This window comes from Flavobacterium pokkalii, assembly GCF_014596575.1.
Classification (GTDB): Bacteria; Bacteroidota; Bacteroidia; order Flavobacteriales; family Flavobacteriaceae; genus Flavobacterium; species Flavobacterium pokkalii.
This window is the reverse complement of the sequence record NZ_NASZ01000012.1, coordinates 88,235-107,328: the sequence shown is the minus strand read 5'-3', so window position 1 is coordinate 107,328 and position 19,094 is coordinate 88,235. Positions and strand designations below refer to the sequence as shown.

Genomic DNA, 19,094 nt, shown 5'->3' with positions numbered 1-19,094 from the left:
CGATTGGCATTAGTGGCAACCGGACAGTTGATACTTGGTGCCTGATTGTCGCTAACTGTTACGGTAAAACTACAGTTTACAACAGTATTTACTCCGTCAGAAGCCGACCATGTCACAGTAGTAACCCCTTTGTTAAATACTACACCGGCAAGAGAAGTTCCGCTTCCGGTCGTAGCTCCGCTTAGAGAGTAAGTTAAAGAAGTTACCGCACAATTATCAGTAGCAGTAGCATTAAATTCGGTTCCTACAGCGGTATAAGTACAAAGCGCAGCATTGGTATTTCGATTGGCATTAGTGGCAACCGGACAGTTGATAATTGGTGCCTGAGTATCTTCAATGGTAACTAAATTAGTAACAGTATTAGAAAAGTTAATTCCGCTAATGTCTGTGGAAACTGTAAATGATATTAAATAATTTCCGAATATAGTTGGAGTGAGTGATGCTAAGGCAATATCGGAATTATTTGATAAGGTTCCGTTGGCAATTGTAATGGGATCTCCATTTGGATCTGTAGCAGTCCATTGATAGTCTACAGTACTGCCGGCCGCTCCTTCATAATGTCCTTCCAAAGTTATAGGTTGGTCTTTACAACTTGTAGTGTTAGAAGGAGGTAAATTTATAACTGCATTTATTGTTCCTCCTGAAGTTGCTATCTCCCCAAAGGTTACATAATCACTGGAACCTGTTGTTTTACAAACGGCATATACATTATTACCTATTAAAATTTCGTCATTATGTGTACAATTTCCGCCAATTGTCCCTCCGTTTTTTATTTCAATATACGGACTAGGGTTGGGAGAAGCTCTTAGTGGCAGATTTAAACTTATTTGTGGGCCATTAAAATTCAATACACCGCCATCTATAAATAAATGTAATGTTGAAAGTGTAATATTAAAAGGGGATGGAGGATTTAAATCCAATGTACCTTTAACAATTACGCTACCCATTTCTGCTGTTGTCAGATTTGAAGTAATGGAAATAGTGTTTACACTAGAAATGGTTACCGAATAAGTACCTGTACTTTGACCAGGATAAACACCGGCTGCTGTCCATGAACTACCGTTATAGAATTCCCATGACGAAGCTGATTCCCAATTTCCGTTTGCAATTGATCTAAAATCACCAGTATTTTGAGCGAAAATTTGAACGAAAGAAAAAAAAAGGTATAGAATGAATAAGTATTTTTGTTTCATAAGTTTAGTGATTTAGATTCAAAAAATAACTTTCAATTATTTTACAAGGCTCATATTTTATTTGTTTTTTGAGCCGAAATATTTTTAGATAGAGACTACTAATTAAATGCTCTGTTCTTAGGAAAAGTCGAATGTTTTTAGAGTTTAAAAACTCAAAAACAGCAAGGATCATTTGTTTGGAAATTACCTTTTTGGTAACAGTGGTAAAATTAAAGAATAGCCATGTTTTATTATACTTTAATCGATGAGGTGTAGGATAACTCGATTAAGTACAGAAATTTAGAAGTCAGTAGATTTGAAAGTATTGTTTTACTTTATTTGAGTTGAAAAAAGAGATTTTTAATACTTAATGAATTGTTGGTTAATTTCAAATGAAGAGTTGAATGAAATTATTTTTTGAAGTAAAAATTTTCAGTTATCTGTATTTTTTTAACAGTCGTTTCGGGAAGTTTTTAGAGAAGATAGTTTTGCCTGAATCGGTAATCATCATAAAATAGTAATCCGGAAATTGATTTAAAAATGGAATAGCAGCTTTTTTGCCCAAAACCATAGCCGAAGTACTAAAACCGTTAGCAGTTTCAGCATTGGGACCAAAAACAGTAACACTGCACAGTCCGGTTGAAGGATATCCGGTTGCCGGATTAATAATGTGCGAATAGCGTTTGCCGTTCAAAACAACAAATTTTTCGTAAGAACCCGACGTGGTAACGGCTCCTTGTTTTAAAGGCATTGTAGCCAGAATTTTGTCGGGATGAAAAGGATTTGTAATACCAATGTTCCAGGGTTTTTCGTTAATTTGCGTTCCCCAAACGCTCATATCGCCGGAGGCATTTATAATACCCGAATGAATTCCTTTAGCGAGCATCATTTCCTGGCATTTATTAGTGGCATAGCCTTCACCCAAAGCGCCAAAACCAATTTTCATTCTTTTTAATTTCAGGAAAATTGTCGAATGAATGCTGTCAAGAATTATATTTTTATAGCCCACTTTTGCAACCGATTTTTTGATAGCTTCCGCAGAAGGCATTTCGGTCATGGAACCGTCAAATTTCCAGATTCTGTCCATCGCAGCAAAGCTAATATCGAATGCTCCATTGGTAATTTCAGAAAGCTGCAAAGCTCTTCGGGTCAATTCGAAGACTTCTTTATCCACTTTTACCGGACGGATTCCTGCATTTTGATTGACTTCAGAAACCTGAGAAGTCGGTTTCCAGTCGGAAATCAGATTTTCAATCCGGCTGATTTCTGTAATTATTTCATCGATATTTTCTTCGGCGGTAAGGGAATCTTTTGCAACAATACTAATATCGAAGCGTCCGCCCATCAGTAAGGTGGTTCTTTTTCGTAAAATTTGAGACTGACAAGTGAAACTAATTAATAAGCTTAAAAAGAAAATTATATTAAGGTGTTTGTTTGTCATTCGAAAATTTGGAAAGAATTGCTTAGTAACAATCGGTTAAAAGTTGTCCTTGTGTTTTGTAGTAACTAAGTGGTTTGTGGTTTATGGAAAGACAAATTTGGTCTAAAACTTTTTCAACGTCAAATTGCATGGCCAATGCACCGCAAATCATGATGATACCTCCATTTTTTAATAATTCAGCAAAGAAATTAGCGTCCATCTGAATCAAATCCATCACATAATGTTTGTCTGCTTCACGTGAGTAAGCCAAATGGAAATTTTTCAATTGTTGTTTTTGCATCATAGCTAAAGCAAAATCCTGATACTGTTTTGTGATTTCGGTTTTTTGGCGAAAGCCGGAATACAAATGGATTTCGGTTTTTTTCTTGTTTTGTTCAATCATTCCCAAAAAAGGAGCAATTCCGGTTCCGTTAGAAATCAGTGCGACTTTTGTCGCTTTTTTAGGCAAATGAAACGCATGATTGTTGATTATTTGTGTTTTGATAACATCACCCGCTTTTAAATTGTATAAAAATCCGGAACCCAAACCATTGGGGTGTAATTTTATTGCCAGTTGAATGTTACCATTATGTTTTCCAATAGAATACAAACGTTCCTGATTGTCATTGGCAGGATAAATGGCTAATAAATCGCCGGAAGTAAATTGGCTTCGCATTCCAGCCCTTAGAGTCAATAAAAAAGTCTGTTCGTTTTCATAAACCGTGGTTTTGTCCAAAACCATCAATTGTTGCAAACCTTTTGGAATATGATTGTAAACCGATGGAGTAGTGCTGAGCGCGATTTCGGTTTTAGCGCTCCACAATTTTACCCAGTTTACAAATTCCTCAGCCGATTTATCATTCACGGTTTGTAATTCTAAAAAGCGATGAGCCCATTTTTGTTTTTCTAAAAGCGAATCGATTGTTCGGGCAAAACCGCAAAAATCCGGATAGGATTTGGAACCAAAACCAATTACTGAATAATTTACAGTATTTGTTTGTGGAAATTTGGCTAAAAGCGATTCAAATTTATTGGCATTCGAAGGGGCATCGCCCAAACCGTAAGTCGAGCTAAAAATCAATAAATGTTCGGCTTTTGCAAAGTTTTTATAATCGTTGAGTTGTGCCATAAAAGCTTTTTCGCCTTGTTCGTTGAGTTGTTTCAAAATGGCATTGGCAAAACGGAGCGAACTTCCGTTTTCGGACCCCACTAGCAAAATATATTTACTTTCTTCGGCTTTGAATTTGTTTTTTATGCGGCTGGCTCTTCTTTTGAAAGTCATCGCAAAACCCGAATAGATGAAAAACAAAATGTTTAAAGAAGCTAATCCGAGTACAAAAGCCCAAAAAGAATTGGCTCTTCCGGTGTGTAAATCCAAACTTAATTCCGTCAACATTTTTGTAGTCGGGAATAATTCTTCCGAAATTATAGTATTCGAATATTGTTCTACTTCTATTTTTCGGTCTTTTAATTCGAAAGTGTAATAATCCTCTGGATCATCCGAAAAAGGAAATTCTATTTTTGTGATTTCAGCAAAAGAAGTTTTTTTGAAATCAAAAGATTTTTGTTGTGGTTTCGAATTTTCTGTTTCAGTTTTATTTTCATTTTCAAAAAGATGAAAACGTTCCATAGACAAATAAGTCCCGGAAAGAGCCAAAATTAAAATAGGAATCAAAGCCAGTCTTCCTAAAACCACATGATAATATTGAGCAAAATATTCTTTGATGATTTTAGAGAAAAAATTACGGATTCCTTTTTGTCTTTTGAGAACCAAAACAAAACCGGAAATGGAAATAAGCAACAATAAAAAGGCGTTAATTCCAATAAAAAGACGTCCGGTTTCATGCAGAAACAGTGAACGATGCAAACTGGTAATCCAGTTAATAAAATCGCTTTTTTTTTCGGGTTTACCAATTATTTTTCCGTTTGTTGGATTGATGTATGCATTAACATCGTTCCCGTCCTTATCTATAGCCTGTAAAGTAACAGACTGATTGTGGTCGATACTAATTTCGGTTATTTCCGGATATGTTTTTTTTAGAATTGGCAAAGTTGCTGCCAATGTTATATCATTGAAATTAGTTACCCGATGAGACGGAATTTTCTCCTGAATAGCATCTACTGCGAGGATAGTTCCTGTTGTCGCAGCCAGAAATAAAAATGCAGCAGAAAATACCGCCAAAGTAAGGTGGGCGTATCGCCAAACGGAAAGCGTCATTTAGATAATTTAGGATTATAGTTTACTGAATCTTACATAACGGATATAACCTTTTCCTTCCGTTTTATCGGCTAAAGCCGCAGTAGTAAGAGGCATTTCTAAATCGGAAACATGGTATTTTTGGTCTTCCACTGCCGATTCAAAACGCAATTTATATCCGCTGTTGATTTTAGAATCCTCAATTTCGATAGTCGTAATGCTTCGGTCTCCTCCGGTTACTGAAGCTCCGGTAATAGCACTGATATTAGAAGGTTTTTTAGAATAAAATTTATGCCATTCTTTTAAGGTTTTGTACCATTTTTTATCGTCCCCCATAACGTAAAGTGTTTTTTCATAAGCACCTTTGGGATTGATTAATGAAACCACTACATAAGCGCCTTCGCCCATGTAATTAGACATTTGCAACATGCATTTGTATTTGCTGCTTTGAGCGAAAGACTGGAAAGAAATAAGGCAGATAAAAGCACTCAAAAGCGCTGTCTTAAAAATTGAATTCATGGTATTATTTTAAAATTTCGATGGAAATATTGTTTTTAGATAAGGTTTCGTTTTCTTTGGCTAAGTCATAAGCACTTTCGTCAAAATCGGTTTTGATATCTTTTTTGGCACCATTGGACAATAAATAGTTTAAAATGTTGTCGTTTTTTGCAATCATAGCCGCTTTGTGCAAAGCAGTTAAACCGTCTTTGTTTTTGGCGTTGATATCGATATTAACGGCGGCTAATTTTTTCAGCAAAGTTATATCATTTTTCAGCACAGCAAAATGATATAAAGTACTTCCGTCTTGTTGAGGCTGAGAAAGATTCAGTCCATTTTGTTGCAACAGCATTAATTTTTCTGTAAAAGGATCTTCTTTTGCAGCCGTTTCGCCTTGTGGTCCGCGTGCATTCATTTCACGACCTCCCATTTGTGGGCGATAGGATTGAATAAGGTAATAACCCAAGTTATTTCCGTCTTTGTCCGTCACATTGATATCTGCTTTTTGTTTTAACAAAAGTTCCACAGCTTTCGGACTTCCGTTTTGAACAGCTAATGATAATGCCGATTCTCCTTTGGCATTTTTAGCATTGATATCTTTGGCTTTTGGTAATAATAATTCTAAAGCTTCCGTGTCTCTACTCGAAGCAGCGTTCATTAAAGCGGTGTTGCCATCGTTATCCGCTTTATTTGCATCCACTCCTTTACTTAAAAAATAATTGATAATCTCCGTTTGATTGGATTTTCGAACCAAATTATGTAAAACCGTTTCACCCTCTTTTGAAACCGCTTTAGGATTCAGTTTCAATTCGTCTATTAAATATTTGTACACGTCTAATGTATTTGCTTCACGACGAGAACCCTGTGAGGCGATAAGTAGTGCATTGTCGGTATATTTTACTCCTTTTTGTACCAATGTTTTTAAAAGTTCGATGTTTCCTGTTCGGGCGGCATAATCAAATGCGGTTGCTCCGTTGGCATCGGTGTCTTTCAAAGAAAGCCCTTTGGAAATAAAATAATTGGTTAATGTCAAATCTTTATCATTTGGGATTGCCAATAATAAAAGAGTTGTATTGTCTTTGTATTTTTTCTTTGGGTCTAAGCCGGCTTTAAAAAAGGCTTCGTAAACGGCTGTGTTTTTTTGACCACTATTTGCTGTAAAAGTAATCGGAGTTGTACCATGACTGTCTTCCAGATTGATGTTAGATCCTTTGGCTATTAAGTAATTTACAACTTCAGCATTTCCTTTATTGGCGGCCCAATGCAGGTAAATACGATTGTCATGCGTTGGTTTATTAACGGTATTGCCGGGTTGATCTAATAAAAATTTAATTGTTTCCGTTGGCGCATCGCTGTTTATAGCATAAACCACAGCATCAAAGGCATTTCGAGTACTTTCGGAAGGATTATTTCCTTTGTCAATTTCTGCTTTTACTGCATTAACATCTGGAGCAGATTTCCAGAAATTTTGTTCTAAAAGCGTGTTTTTTTGTTGGGCTGTAGCCAAAAAAGTAGTAGCCAGCGCAAGGGAAGCAAATAGATTTTTCTTCATTATTTGGACATTTTATCGATTAGATAATTATTAATTGTTTAGGTTTAATTTAATTTTCTATTTAGAATAAATAAAAATAAGCAAAAGTAAAAATTAAAAGAGAATATTTGTTCCTGAAAGAAAGATTTTTTTTAAATTTTTTATTCTTTTCGAATAGGGAACAAATATTATAAAAAAAAACGTCCTGATTTTGTGGTCAGAACGTTTTTGCGATTTTACGTTAATTATCAATTATTGAATAATTATTTTTTTAGTGAATTCACCTCGGGTTGTTTCAACTTTTACGATATAAACACCCATTTTTGTTTTCTTGATATGCACCTGAATATTTGATTGATCTCGGTTTTCCTGAATTTTCCAGTTTTCAATTTCAATTCCGGAATCATCATAAAGGCGAACTTTAGTAACGCTGCAATCTTCAATATGATTATTGATATTGATGAGATTTGTTTTTTGAATATGAATAATGTCAATTTTATTAGCTTTCAATTGTTCTTCCGCCAGTTTGTCTTCTTCCTCTGTTGTTTTGGAAAAACGTAAAGCAAATCGGCTGTTGTTAGTTCCTGCCGCTACATTGATTTCAAAAGGAGTGCTTCTGATATCATTGTAAGTGTTGGTGGTGGCATCGTAAATATAAACGCCTTGACTGCTGTCGAAATTTTCAATATCATCAATCATGAATTTGATAGTTCCTTCGGCATCTGTTTTAATGCCAATCGGGTAGGAGGCATATTTGTTAAAAGAACCCACACCCTGAATGACAAATTGGTCTTCACCGATTAAGAAATACATATCATTTGGAATGTTGTCAAGGTTGTAGGAATCATAACCAAAATCCATTTGGTCAGTGGCTTTTTCATCCATAAAACCTAATAAAATTTGACGATGATAATCATTTCGGGAGTTAAAGCCTAAACGGATTTTTTTGTGATTTTCATTTACCACTTCATCGTTCTTATTGTTTTGCCACAATTGTTTGGTTTGAGTTGTAATTTTATACATCACGTTCGAATTTGCAGCATCGTCTTCTTTATGGAAACTTCTTTGATTGTTGTTGTAAGTAATAGTTCCGCCTCCGTCAGGTTTTCCAATGATAAAGAATGCCTGACCAACAGGAATAAAACGATTAGGAATTCCGCGGGAAGGAGTACCTAATTTACTGATATAGTCCACATTGGTGGAAGAAGGTGCTACCCCTCCGGTAAGGTTTCGGGTGGCATAACCTCCTTGGTAATCCCTTAAAATATGTGTGTTATTAGTGGCATAATGTTCCCAATAATAAATAGTTCCATTCATGGAATTCGCATTATCATTGATGAAAGCTTCACTATCTAAAGAAGACGGATACGGATTTCCGGCTAACAATAATTGATTGGCGGAAACCGTGTTGGATGTAATCGCTCCATTGTTTGGTTTTCCAACAAAAGTATAGTTTTGTGTACTGCTTGCAGCTCCGCTTCCTTTCATGGTGTAACCCTGTCCGACTCTTATAGGAGAATTTTCGTTGAATTGTACCCAATTTGCATAAGCATTGGCATAATTATCAAATTTGAAAAGCCAATATCGGGCAAGACTAATAGGAGTTGTTGGCGAACCATTATAACCGCCAATCCATTTGATATTTTGTGGCGTAGTGGTGGTGCCGTCTTTCATAACGCCACCTACTGTATAGGTTACATTGTTGGTTGTGGTATTTATGGTTCCAACAGGAGAACTCCAATAATTATAATTGTACAAATTGGATTGTCCTTGTTGGTCTCGTTCTAGAGAACCAGAACTGTTTACGTCTAAATCGCTGTCGAGAGTTTGAATTAATTGTGATTTTCCAACCAAATCAATTTTTCCGTCTAATTTTAAATAGCTCGAAATTTCAATTTTAGAATCATTGTTGGCACTAATAGTATTGCTGTTTACTAATAATCCTAAAACCGTTTTATTTCCAGTTGAACTAATATTGTGGGATGTTTTTACAATATTCCAGTCGATAGGAGTCGAATTGTCAATTCCTAGGCTATATGGAGGGTCCCAAACTTCATAATTAGTCCAGGTTTCATCCGTTTCCCAGGCTCCATTTGCTCCGGATGTATAGGGAATTGGCGCAGTGTCCGGTTCCGGAAGATAAATTCCTTTGAGTTTTCCGTTATTATTGTTTCCTGATTGGTCAACCAAATAGCCATTGCTGATGTCGTCGCTATTGTTCATTTGATAATAACCTGAGAGATTACTCCAGTTTATACCGCTGATATTTTTGGGTACAATTACTCCTTTTACATTATTGCTGCCATCATTTTCAATTTCCTGATTCATCATACGACGAATTTGATCTTCGTTTAAAGCTGTATTCCATAAGCGAAGTTCGTCTATCCATCCGTTAAAATAATTATATGGAACATCTGTATTTTGACTCATTGCTCCAATAATGAAATCCACACTGTTAGTTGACGGATTGGAACCGGCTGTCGTTTTTTCTAAAATACCATCAATGTATAAATTGTAATTCGTTCCGTCAAAAATCAGGGCAACATGGTACCATCTGTCCGTATCGATACTGTTTGTGGTTGTAACAGCGTTGTTGTTCCAATAAAAAGCTACTTTGTTGTTTACAATTCTTAAATCATAACCATCCGTAGCTGTTGGACTAAGATGTTTGGAAAGAATAGTTTGGGTGTTGCTGTTAGCAGCATTGGATTTAATCCAACATTCGATACTGAAATTACCGCTGTCGAGATTGAATTTGTTTTTGAAATTAATATTGTCATCGACTCCGTCAAAATTTACCACATTACAAAGTTCAAAAGTAACTAAAGCATCATCGGTAGCGCCACAATTGGTTGTCCAGCGAAGGGTGTAAGTTCCAATGTTTGGACTGTAGAAAGTAGATGCAGGACTGCTGTTGTCAGAGAAAATTTCTCCTCCACCAGCAGGACCGCTCACGATAGACCAGGTTCCTGTACTTCCGGATTTAGCGTTTAGTGTTACTGTTTCTCCGCCACAATAGGTGTTTTGGTCGGCTCCAGCCAAACTTGACCAACAGGAACTGGCATCGATAGCCACTTTTATCGAACCATCAATAGGTAATTGACAGCTGCTGTCGTCATATCCCTGAAAGAAATAATTAGTAAAAGAAGAACCCGAAGTAGCTCCGGTTCCGGTAATTGTTCCTGTTTCCAGAGAAACTTCAGGATTACATCCGGCACTTAACAGAATGTCGCAATCAGTAGTTACAACTAAGTCAAAACTTAAATCGGCATAGATGTATTCCGGATGTCCGGCAGTAATAGGTAGGGTTCCTAAATCCCAGATAATTGAATTAGTAGCTGAGTCATAATGAGGAACATTGCTAGTCGTAAATCCGTTATGGGTATGATAGCTAATATTCGTTCCGGTGCCAAAAATAGCTGTTGAAGGAATTGGAATAGAAACAATGGTGTTGTTAGTAGCTTCTGTGCCTTCGTTCGTAATATTTAGCGAATAATTAATGGTTTGTCCCGGTAAAGCATTTAAAACCGTAGGATTGGTAACATTATTAATAGAATTAACGCTAATTAAACCTTGAGGATCTGGTACGTAGGAGTCCACAGACATGGCAAAGCCAAAGATCGAAAATTTATCTAAACTGGAACCATATTTGAAATTAGTCGAAGTTTGACCATTAGCTATATTAGCATTTCCTGTATTTGGAATGTTGAACATACTTAAGTCGATTCCGGTATTGTTTTGTAAGTTTGGGTTTCTGGTATTTCCTCCGGTTAAAATGGAAGAGTTGTAGAAATTATTTGTTGTATTTCCGGAATGTGATAAACTTACATAGGTTGTAGTATTAAGTTGTTGGACTTGTAAATAGTCCCCGGTTTTTGCAACGTCACCTTCACTGGCCATAACTCCCAGTTTCATATTTACCTGACCGGCATTTACCGCCACGAAACCTGAAATCGGGATATCACCCACAAATGATCCATTTTCATTGGCATATCCATCAAAAAGCGTGACTGCTCTACTGTTCATCAATGGGTTTTCGTAAATAACAACAATTCCCCAACCACCGGAATATCCGGGTGTAGGGCCTGTTCCTGTTTTTAGGGCTATATCTGCTACAGTGTAGGTTCCTAATCCGTAAGTTTTTACATAGTCTGTTATTTCTTTGTATCCAACATAAATTCCGTCATCACCGGAACCCGGATACCAAATATCAGATGAGCTGGCGGTTATTGTCGTATAGGAAGCTGCTCCCGGTCCTTTTAATGAAACTACTTTTTTATCGTAATTTTTTGTACTTGTAGTGTAAGCGGGTATTGTACCAGAGACATTTACATAGGCTGATGAATAGGTTTGTGTATCTGGGGTATTTAAGTTAGTTGCTGTGTTTCTTATTAACTTATTGATAGTTAGGCTTACAGTTCCGTCTGTTATTACGTAAGGTGTTGATAATGTAGCAGTCGCAGTTGATCCTGAAACTACAATGCTGACTGGGTAACTTGTAGAAGAACCGCCATTTACAGAGAGGGTAACTGTCGATGAATTGGTATATTCAAATACATAGCTGTTCCCATTTCCTGAAAAAGTATAAGAAGGGTATTTATTTCCACCTCCACTAACGGACGCAGTTGTCATATTGTAGTTTGTATTTGCGATACTTTGATTATGAATAACGGTTAGGTTATTGTTTATAGCTTGTGTCCCGTTTTGTGTTTGCTTAGAAACTGTAAAAGTATCTGAATCATCCGATTTTCCGGTCCAATACAATCCAGCGAATAAAATGGTTGAGCATGCTGGGGTTGCGCCATTTTCTGTAGAAAGTTGTAAATCGGCAGAAGAGGAGTTCCAGGTGTTGGAATCTCCATCTATATCCACGTAAATCATTTCGCCGTCATTGTCGGTTGTATTTCCGTAGGTCTTCAGCGTCAGGTTAGTGTTTCCTAACATAGTAAAATCACCTTTTATATTATAAATGGTCTTTGTGGGTGTTGCTGAAGCTGTTCTCTGAGTAAAAGACTTTCTTACTTGAGCTACTGTTTTAGTTGATAAAACAGGGATTAATAATATCAATAAAAGAAGCAGTATGTATATGTTTCTTTTGCTAGAGTAGTTTTTTTTCATAGTCGTATGGCAGATTTGGGGTTGCTATATTTTATTAAAATAATTTTCTAAAAGTAGAGGGCTAATTCTTCGAAGGTAAAATTACTACATTTTTTTAAAAACTATCGATTAAGTGTAAAAAAAGATCGATTAAATGCGTTTTTTGTGTAAAAAGTAGGATTAAGATTTCTTTTTTTTTAGGGTTATTTAGAGTGATGTTGTCTTTGAGTTTAATAGTTGGAAATGAGCGATTTACTTTTTTCTTGGATTTGTGGTTTGCTTATGAGAGTTAAAATATGATTTTGCAGTAATTAGGTGAGTAAAATGACTTTTAAAACAGGGGAGTTTTGCTAAGTGTTTTTGAAAGAGGAGTTTATGTTTTTCAGGTGTACTTTTGAAAAAAAATGAAGACTTAAATCCCCAGATGAAAGATTGTTTTTAGGGAAGTATTTTTCAATAAAAAAGCCTTAAACAATTGATGTTTAAGGCTTTGTTTTCGTAGCGAAGACGGGAGTTGAACCCGTGACCTCAGGGTTATGAAAAGTGGATTATTTTTATAATATACATTACTTATCTTATATGCGAATTATTGAAATATTTAAATACTTTGGTATTCGACTTTTTTTTGAGTATTCCTCACTCTTTTTCCTCACTCTTTTATCTCAAAATTTAGAAATTACTAATCGAGGTAGGTATTATTAATAGTGACATATATCTAATGTTTAATCAGATATTTAAAGGTTATTCTCTGTTTGTATAATTTGTGTATACAATTTGTGTGTTTATGAATAATATTTGTAAAGCTACATAGGTTAAACTTCCATTAGAAGGCACTGTTTTAATGATAAAATTGGGACCTTGACGGTACAGCATTCAAACCTCTTTTTGCAAGATTTGAAAAGACTTTCAGTAAAAAAGGAATGCTTTATCGGGACTTTTAACTTAATTAAACTTTTTTAATAAATTACTTAAGCCACATTCATTATTACTGTATTTAATTTTAGGAATCTGAGTCTAATAGTTTAGTTTTCTATTTGACTTTTTTATAATTTATTTAGATCGTCCTCCTATTTTGAATAAATTATAAATCTTTCTGATTGTTCTTTAAAACAGAATGCTGAATAATTAAAAGTATTTTTTTTCTTATAAAAAAATAGATTTTTAGATAAAAAATAATAATATTTGTACCATTAACCAAGTGGTTTTCTAGGTTATAGTTTATATTTTCATTGTTTTACTTAATAACATGAATAAAAAAGTGGTCGAAGATATTCAGTTTAGGATTATAAAAGATGCAAGTGGAGAAAATGTTTCTTTGGATAATATGTCGATAAAAGCGACAAATTCATTAATAGAAATATTAACTGCATTAAGAAATATTGCTCAATATGAAAGTAGACCCGATTTGACTATTGGTGTTAAACGAGGAAGTGCATGTGCATCTATTAATGGAAATGAAGGATTACAAGTTGTTCGAGATGGATTTTTAAAGGTTTTCAATAATGATTCTGAGAGAAACAATATATATGTCCACAATATGCAAATCATCAAGGATCAAATTACAAATTCAGAATTAGATTTTGAAGTTAGTTTCTTGGAAGATGGAGAAAGAATTCCAGTAATAGAACTTTTTGGTCAAAAATTTAGAAAAAAAAGAGAACGTCGAGAAGTTGAAAATAATTTCAATATTGAATTTTTTGAAGCCGAACTAATGGAAAGTGGAGGGAATAGGCCTAATTTTCATGTAAAAAGAGCTGGTCATTCATTTAAAATAAAGTGTGAAAGAGCTGATGCAATTAAAATTAGCCCTTTTTTGTATAAGACTGTGAAATTTTCCGCTTGGGCAAAGATGAATTCTAACCATAAAATGGAATATACATTATGTGATATTTATAACGCTAATGAAAGAGATTTTTACAATGAGTTTAAAGAATTTTTTAAAGAGCAAAATAGATTGGAAGGGACAGCCCCACTAAAGAGAATTCACTATAAGTTGAAAGATTTTTATTCAAATGAACAATTTAAAGAATCTAGAAAATTTCTTAAATTATATTGTAATGATTTAGCAGATATAAATGATTTGACTACTATTTTGATTATTTCAAAGGCTTTTAAGCATCATAATGATCTTAAAGATTTGTTGAAGAATATTGAAGATATTATTGTTTCTAAAACAAAAAAACGATTAGTATAGTGCAGGTTAATTTAAATACAATTGGGGAAGAACTATTACGATTATGTGATAGTGAAATACACGAGGATTTTATTTCAATCTGTGTACAAGTTGATGAGTTGGGACAAGCTACTCATAGTGGTATTATAATTTGCTATGATGAAAAACTTTACTATTTTCATTTTACAGGAATAGTACATTTTGTAGAGCTGGATATAGATAATATACCTAATGACTTATATATAAAAAAAATAACAATATTTGGGGATGGCATAGTACTATCATTTTTGGCCTACTGTGAAATTTTAAAAGATGAGGTCTCCCCAAGTTTTGGATTTGTTTTTCAAGAGTCATTTTATAATCCCGATGGTTCATATTATTCTGAAAACAATTTGCCTGATATTACTACATGTGTTGGTTTTTGCATAAATGTTATTAGAGGGCGCTTATATAAAAATAATAAGTATTTAGAGATTGATGATTGGGACAACAGCACAATTGATAGTTTGCAACAGGATTTTCAGTATTGGATTGAGAGTATACAAGTACAATTAGATCAAATTGCTACCGTTTCAAATAATGGTATATTACAAGAAATTAGAGATTCTCATTTGAAAAGGATTAGACCATCAGAATTAACTAGTTCAGCTTTTTTTGATACATTACCAATAAGAAAAGAAAATATAGATTTTGTTAATCCTACTACAGAGAGCCAATTATTTTTGAAACATGTTGTAGGTTAAATTGAAGTATAAAGGAGAAGAAAAGCAGTCTTAAAAGACTGCTTTTTTAGTAAATAGTTTTAGATTAAGTGATTAATATTTTTGTTAGAATAGTCAGATATTAATTTTTTCAAATAAAAATGAATCTGGACTAGAAATCCATTCGTTACTTTTTTCAAAATAAGATACTGGATCATAAATTATTAAAGGGGTGTAAGAAGTATCTGTAATCTTAGTAGCATCGATTAAATATAAATGATAATTTTTTGATTTAATTTTTGCTGTTTGAATTTCGTTTGAAGACCAATGAAAATGAGGTTTTCCTTTAAATGTTTTTACTTCAATAAATCGATCTAAAGAGTTAGAGTAATCATCGTTAAATGAAATAATGTCATAACCCGCAGTTACATCCATAAGTGAAATACGTTTAATTTTATTTGTATCGTTCCTAGATGAAAGACGTTGAGTTTCATAATTGATTACGAACAGTTCTCCAGTTTCTCCAAGCGACCTTTGCTCCTCTAGCTTTTTTAAAAGTTCAGCTTCAGTTATTTTTCTTTTTACCTTATTTTCACTGATGATATAATTTATGAGTAAATCACCAATATAAAAATTACCTTCATTAGATTTCTCTATTATACTAAGAGATATTAATAAATTACGGTAGCAAGCATATTTGTATTTTATATTAAAACGTGGTAATACATATTTATCAATTTGACTTTCATATTTTATTTCAGAAAGAGATATTACATTTTCTTTTATTAAGAAATCTAAAAGAGTTTTAGAAAACCAATCTTGATAACTGTATAAGTCAAAATTTAAATTTTTTATTTCTGGATTACACAATTGAATTTTATCACTTTCTAAATAAACAATATTAAGTTGTTCAAATAGTAATAGCGTAAAATCTATATTTAAGTTTATTTTTCCCTTATGATGCAGACGTAAATTTGTTAAGGAATTAATTGAAGAAACTCCAGCAATTAAATTTTTCCAAATAAAATAAAGACCATTTAAGTCAGCAATTTCACTACAGGTTTCTATTTTTTCGTTTAACATAATCAAAAATTATTGCTTTAATATCCTCATCACCTTCATCCCCAATATTATCAAATAATGGTATAGGAGCCGATTCGATTAATGAAATCATTCTTTCTTCTTTTATCTGTAATCGAGTATTTATGGTTTCCTCAATAGTGTCTTTTGAAAGTAAATAATAGTAATTCGTATTGACCCCTTCTGGTAAACCATACCTGTGAATCCTATCTTTTGATTGGATGAAATGAGCACAATTAAATGAACGTTCTACATATATAGCGTTATGACAAACTTTATGTAATGAAATTGATTCTGCAACAGCAAATGGATTTGCAATTATTACTTTGAAACTACTTTGAGGGTTATGGAATTCATTTATAATAGCTTCACGTGTTAAATTGTAATTTTCATCATTAGGAGTCATACCGTCAGTTGCGACTGGGGTTGCTCCATATAACGTCCGACTTTCAATGCCAATTGAACGAAAATAGATTTCAAGATGTTCGATCGTTTTGATAAATATAGCCCAAATTATTACTTTTCCATTTGCTTGGATGATTTGGTTAACTAACTCCCCACATTTTTCAAATTTTGATGGAATTTCGTCTGTGTAGTATCTCATAACATCGTTCATAATATGTGAATCCTCGTTTGAAATACCAGAAAAATCTTCGCCATTTTCTTCTCCAAATTTAATTAATGGATCACGTAGTAAGGCTGGATTAGAAGCTACCTGCTGAAGTCTTATCAATTTTGCTTTAACTAATGATGAATGTAAATTAGAGTGAGATTTATTGACTTCATCAACAAAACGTTTTTCAATAAAATCATATATACGTTGTTGAGATTCTTTCATTAGAATCAAGATAGGAGGATGTTCAATAGGTTCAGGGATATTTAAATCCTGCTTTTTTATACGTATATAAAAAGGGTCTATATTAGACATTAGGTGTGGTATTCTATTATCACTGAAAGTGTTACTCATATCACGTAATTGGCCAATATTGTATTTTGTAACGTTTCTCTTAGGCCAAATAAAATTAAAAAGATTGTATAAATCTTCATAACCATTTGGAACAGGTGTACCAGTAAGTACTATTCGTGATGAACATAAAGGAGCAAGTTCCATAATTGTTGAAGATATGATACCGCCGTTTGTGTTTTTAATTTTATGAGCTTCGTCAAGTACAACCATAACCTTGTAGTTTGATAAAAAATATTTTAAAGAATCTTTTACAGACAAAACAGAAGCATAGCTAATGAGAGTTATTTCAGCAGGAATTCCATAGAAATATTGTTTCTTATTTTCAGAAGAAATTGCACCGTTGATTCGTTTACTATCTGGTTTATATCCAAAGCATTCTTGAAATTCCAGTTCCCAAGGTGAGAATGAACTTAAGGGACCAATGATTATTATTTTATCAACCTTTTTTGGATTATCTGGATTTAGATTCTTTAGATAAGTATATGCACCATAAACGATGCTTGTTTTTCCCGCTCCAGGAACAGAAAAGTTACAACCGCTTTGAGAAAATGCTAAATGATAAGCTGATAATAGTTGTAGAGGATAGAGTCTCCTTTTAGGCAAATGATCAATTAATGCATTTGTGAATTCTTCGAAATCATCTTTTATGCAATTGTTAGCTTTGATATTCTGTGCTTTTTCACTAAATTCTTCGAATTGAGATTCTCTTTCCAAGTATTGTTGAATATCAGAGCTAATTTGAGTATCATATTTCACCTCTGCACCAATATATTTAGCTGCGAGTCCTAAAAGTTCAGCGACACGTTCAATTGGCTCATCTGATTCAATATAAAGAGAATTTGATTCTAAAGTATAAATTAATTTAGTACGTAGAAGCATTTTTGAACGTCTGTTCCTCATTAGCTCCTGAACTGAACCGGTTACTAAATATTTTGAATTATCACATGATGATATTTTTAACTGCATAATTTTTCATTTAATACTTTTGAAATGTCTTCAGTGATTTTCGTTAAAGTATTAATCTTTGTAAGTAATTCAGATTTTTTATTACTTTGAGATACACTATTAAGATCGATTGCAGCAAGAGCATTAATTGCTTTTTTAATTAATTCCTCGGGCTTTTCCTTAGATTTTTTATTTTCAATGATGTTTTTGCTATCATTGAAAGCAGACATTAATCCCTCACGCATTTCATCCTTCCATTTCTTATCACGTTGATTTAGTAATCTATAAATATCTGCTTCGTTACCAGCTTTTTTTAAAACATCTTCGAGTTCTTCTTCTTCTTCACAATCTTGAATTAAATTATTATATGCGTCTGTGAACGTATTCCAAGTTTCCTCGTCATTAAGAAAATTATGGTTAGAAGTTGAAGCAATTGCTCTAAAATCAAAATCACCTTTTTCTTCAAGTCTAATAAAATCAAAACTAATATTTCGCAAATCAGTTTCAACTTCATCCAATTGATCCGTTTGAATCCAATTTATTTTTCCGCTTTGTACTTTCTTAATGGCTGTATTTAATTTTAAAAAATCATCCTCACATCCTCTAGGCAAACGTGTATAAATTCCATCATAGCCATATGTTTCGAGATAATCATCGATAAGTTCCATGATATCCAAGTTTAGATTTACATCTTTTGCGGAATCAAATCCCATATATTCTGCAATTTGGTCTAATGTAAATTTTTTTACATGCATATCCCGAGTGTGTAAATATTTTTCTATAGGATTGTAATCTACCTTACTATCAGCACCCATTTGAAATGATGTTTCTAAACGGAGTATTTCTTTTTCATTAGCATCTTCTGGAAGAATTCTTGCCAAAAAATAAGAACATTTATCCTTTGTAGTTTGATCATAATCTGACTCTTTCGCAATTCTTCTTAAAAGAGAAGCTCGTCTGTTGCCATCTACAATTATACCGTCCATAGTAATGATTCCAGGCTCTAATTGTCCATTTTCAGCTAAATCTTTTAATGTTTTTTTATTACGTTGTTCGTTTGAATCAAATAGGAATTTAGCAATCCTTTGAGAATCATTTTCGTTATTTACATCTAATGATCCATATTCTCTTTTATATGATTTTACCAAACTGCTAATTCGACCATTTTCAACATTATAAGCAAGAAATTCTATAGGTATTTTATAAACATTAAATTCTCGAATTTCTCCTTGATATTTCAATTTGGTACCTGTAGCTACAGGTGTTCCGTCTTTAATTTCTTTAATCTTGATTTTTCTTTCTTGTGTGGTCAT

11 protein-coding genes are annotated in these 19,094 nt (G+C 33.5%); 2 read left to right on the top strand and 9 right to left on the bottom strand.

Going from position 1 to position 19,094, the window contains the following annotated elements:
* The 6 genes from B6A10_RS09340 to B6A10_RS09315 form a co-directional block, all read right to left on the bottom strand.
* On the bottom strand, positions 1–1,193 hold a 1,193-nt coding region (locus B6A10_RS09340), incomplete at its 3' end, for a hypothetical protein (protein ID WP_188220668.1).
* 415 nt (positions 1,194–1,608) lie between these two features.
* Complete coding sequence (locus tag B6A10_RS09335; RefSeq protein ID WP_188220671.1) at positions 1,609–2,517, bottom strand: FAD:protein FMN transferase; 909 nt, start codon at positions 2,515–2,517, stop codon at positions 1,609–1,611.
* Between the two features lie 118 nt (positions 2,518–2,635).
* Entirely contained in the window at positions 2,636–4,810 is a 2,175-nt protein-coding gene (locus tag B6A10_RS09330) for a PepSY domain-containing protein (RefSeq protein ID WP_188220667.1), read from the bottom strand.
* Positions 4,811–4,825: 15 nt separating this feature from the next.
* Entirely contained in the window at positions 4,826–5,308 is a 483-nt protein-coding gene (locus tag B6A10_RS09325) for a DUF2271 domain-containing protein (RefSeq protein ID WP_026714451.1), read from the bottom strand.
* Positions 5,309–5,312: 4 nt separating this feature from the next.
* Positions 5,313–6,839: an ankyrin repeat domain-containing protein gene (locus B6A10_RS09320; RefSeq protein ID WP_188220666.1), complete on the bottom strand. Its 1,527-nt coding sequence runs from the start codon at positions 6,837–6,839 to the stop codon at positions 5,313–5,315.
* 231 nt (positions 6,840–7,070) lie between these two features.
* A complete protein-coding gene (locus B6A10_RS09315) occupies positions 7,071–11,762 on the bottom strand; it encodes a LamG-like jellyroll fold domain-containing protein (RefSeq protein ID WP_188220665.1) in 4,692 nt (1,563 codons plus the stop codon).
* 1,399 nt (positions 11,763–13,161) lie between these two features.
* Between B6A10_RS09315 and B6A10_RS09310 the strand changes: the two genes are divergently transcribed.
* Both B6A10_RS09310 and B6A10_RS09305 read left to right on the top strand, forming a co-directional pair.
* A complete protein-coding gene (locus B6A10_RS09310) occupies positions 13,162–14,109 on the top strand; it encodes a hypothetical protein (RefSeq protein WP_188220664.1) in 948 nt (315 codons plus the stop codon).
* Positions 14,109–14,831 (top strand): hypothetical protein, encoded by a 723-nt coding sequence (locus B6A10_RS09305; protein ID WP_188220663.1) that lies wholly within the window; start codon positions 14,109–14,111, stop codon positions 14,829–14,831. The genes B6A10_RS09310 and B6A10_RS09305 overlap by 1 nt, the downstream gene beginning before the upstream one ends.
* Positions 14,832–14,924: 93 nt before the next feature.
* Here B6A10_RS09305 and B6A10_RS09300 read toward each other — a convergent pair whose 3' ends face one another.
* Genes B6A10_RS09300 through B6A10_RS09290 form a run of 3 tightly spaced genes read right to left on the bottom strand, consistent with a single transcriptional unit; the run spans position 14,925 to position 19,094 of the window.
* A complete protein-coding gene (locus B6A10_RS09300; protein WP_188220662.1) occupies positions 14,925–15,872 on the bottom strand; it encodes a DUF3883 domain-containing protein in 948 nt (315 codons plus the stop codon).
* Entirely contained in the window at positions 15,844–17,802 is a 1,959-nt protein-coding gene (locus B6A10_RS09295; protein WP_194431830.1) for a DEAD/DEAH box helicase, read from the bottom strand. Before B6A10_RS09295 ends, B6A10_RS09300 begins: the two co-directional genes overlap by 29 nt.
* The gene (locus B6A10_RS09290; RefSeq protein ID WP_188220661.1) at positions 17,793–19,094 is read right to left on the bottom strand and encodes a hypothetical protein; all 1,302 of its coding nucleotides are present in this window, start codon (positions 19,092–19,094) and stop codon (positions 17,793–17,795) included. Before B6A10_RS09290 ends, B6A10_RS09295 begins: the two co-directional genes overlap by 10 nt.

What these genes read in the sequence shown, in the direction of transcription:
- B6A10_RS09310 (WP_188220664.1), top strand. Translation starts at nt 13,162, where the DNA reads ATGAATAAAAAAGTGGTCGAAGATATTCAGTTTAGGATTATAAAAGAT.
- B6A10_RS09295 (WP_194431830.1), bottom strand. Translation starts at nt 17,802, where the DNA reads ATGCAGTTAAAAATATCATCATGTGATAATTCAAAATATTTAGTAACC.
- B6A10_RS09320 (WP_188220666.1), bottom strand. Translation starts at nt 6,839, where the DNA reads ATGAAGAAAAATCTATTTGCTTCCCTTGCGCTGGCTACTACTTTTTTG.
- B6A10_RS09330 (WP_188220667.1), bottom strand. Translation starts at nt 4,810, where the DNA reads ATGACGCTTTCCGTTTGGCGATACGCCCACCTTACTTTGGCGGTATTT.
- B6A10_RS09325 (WP_026714451.1), bottom strand. Translation starts at nt 5,308, where the DNA reads ATGAATTCAATTTTTAAGACAGCGCTTTTGAGTGCTTTTATCTGCCTT.
- B6A10_RS09300 (WP_188220662.1), bottom strand. Translation starts at nt 15,872, where the DNA reads ATGTTAAACGAAAAAATAGAAACCTGTAGTGAAATTGCTGACTTAAAT.
- B6A10_RS09315 (WP_188220665.1), bottom strand. Translation starts at nt 11,762, where the DNA reads ATGTTAGGAAACACTAACCTGACGCTGAAGACCTACGGAAATACAACC.
- B6A10_RS09290 (WP_188220661.1), bottom strand. Translation starts at nt 19,094, where the DNA reads ATGACCACACAAGAAAGAAAAATCAAGATTAAAGAAATTAAAGACGGA.
- B6A10_RS09335 (WP_188220671.1), bottom strand. Translation starts at nt 2,517, where the DNA reads ATGGGCGGACGCTTCGATATTAGTATTGTTGCAAAAGATTCCCTTACC.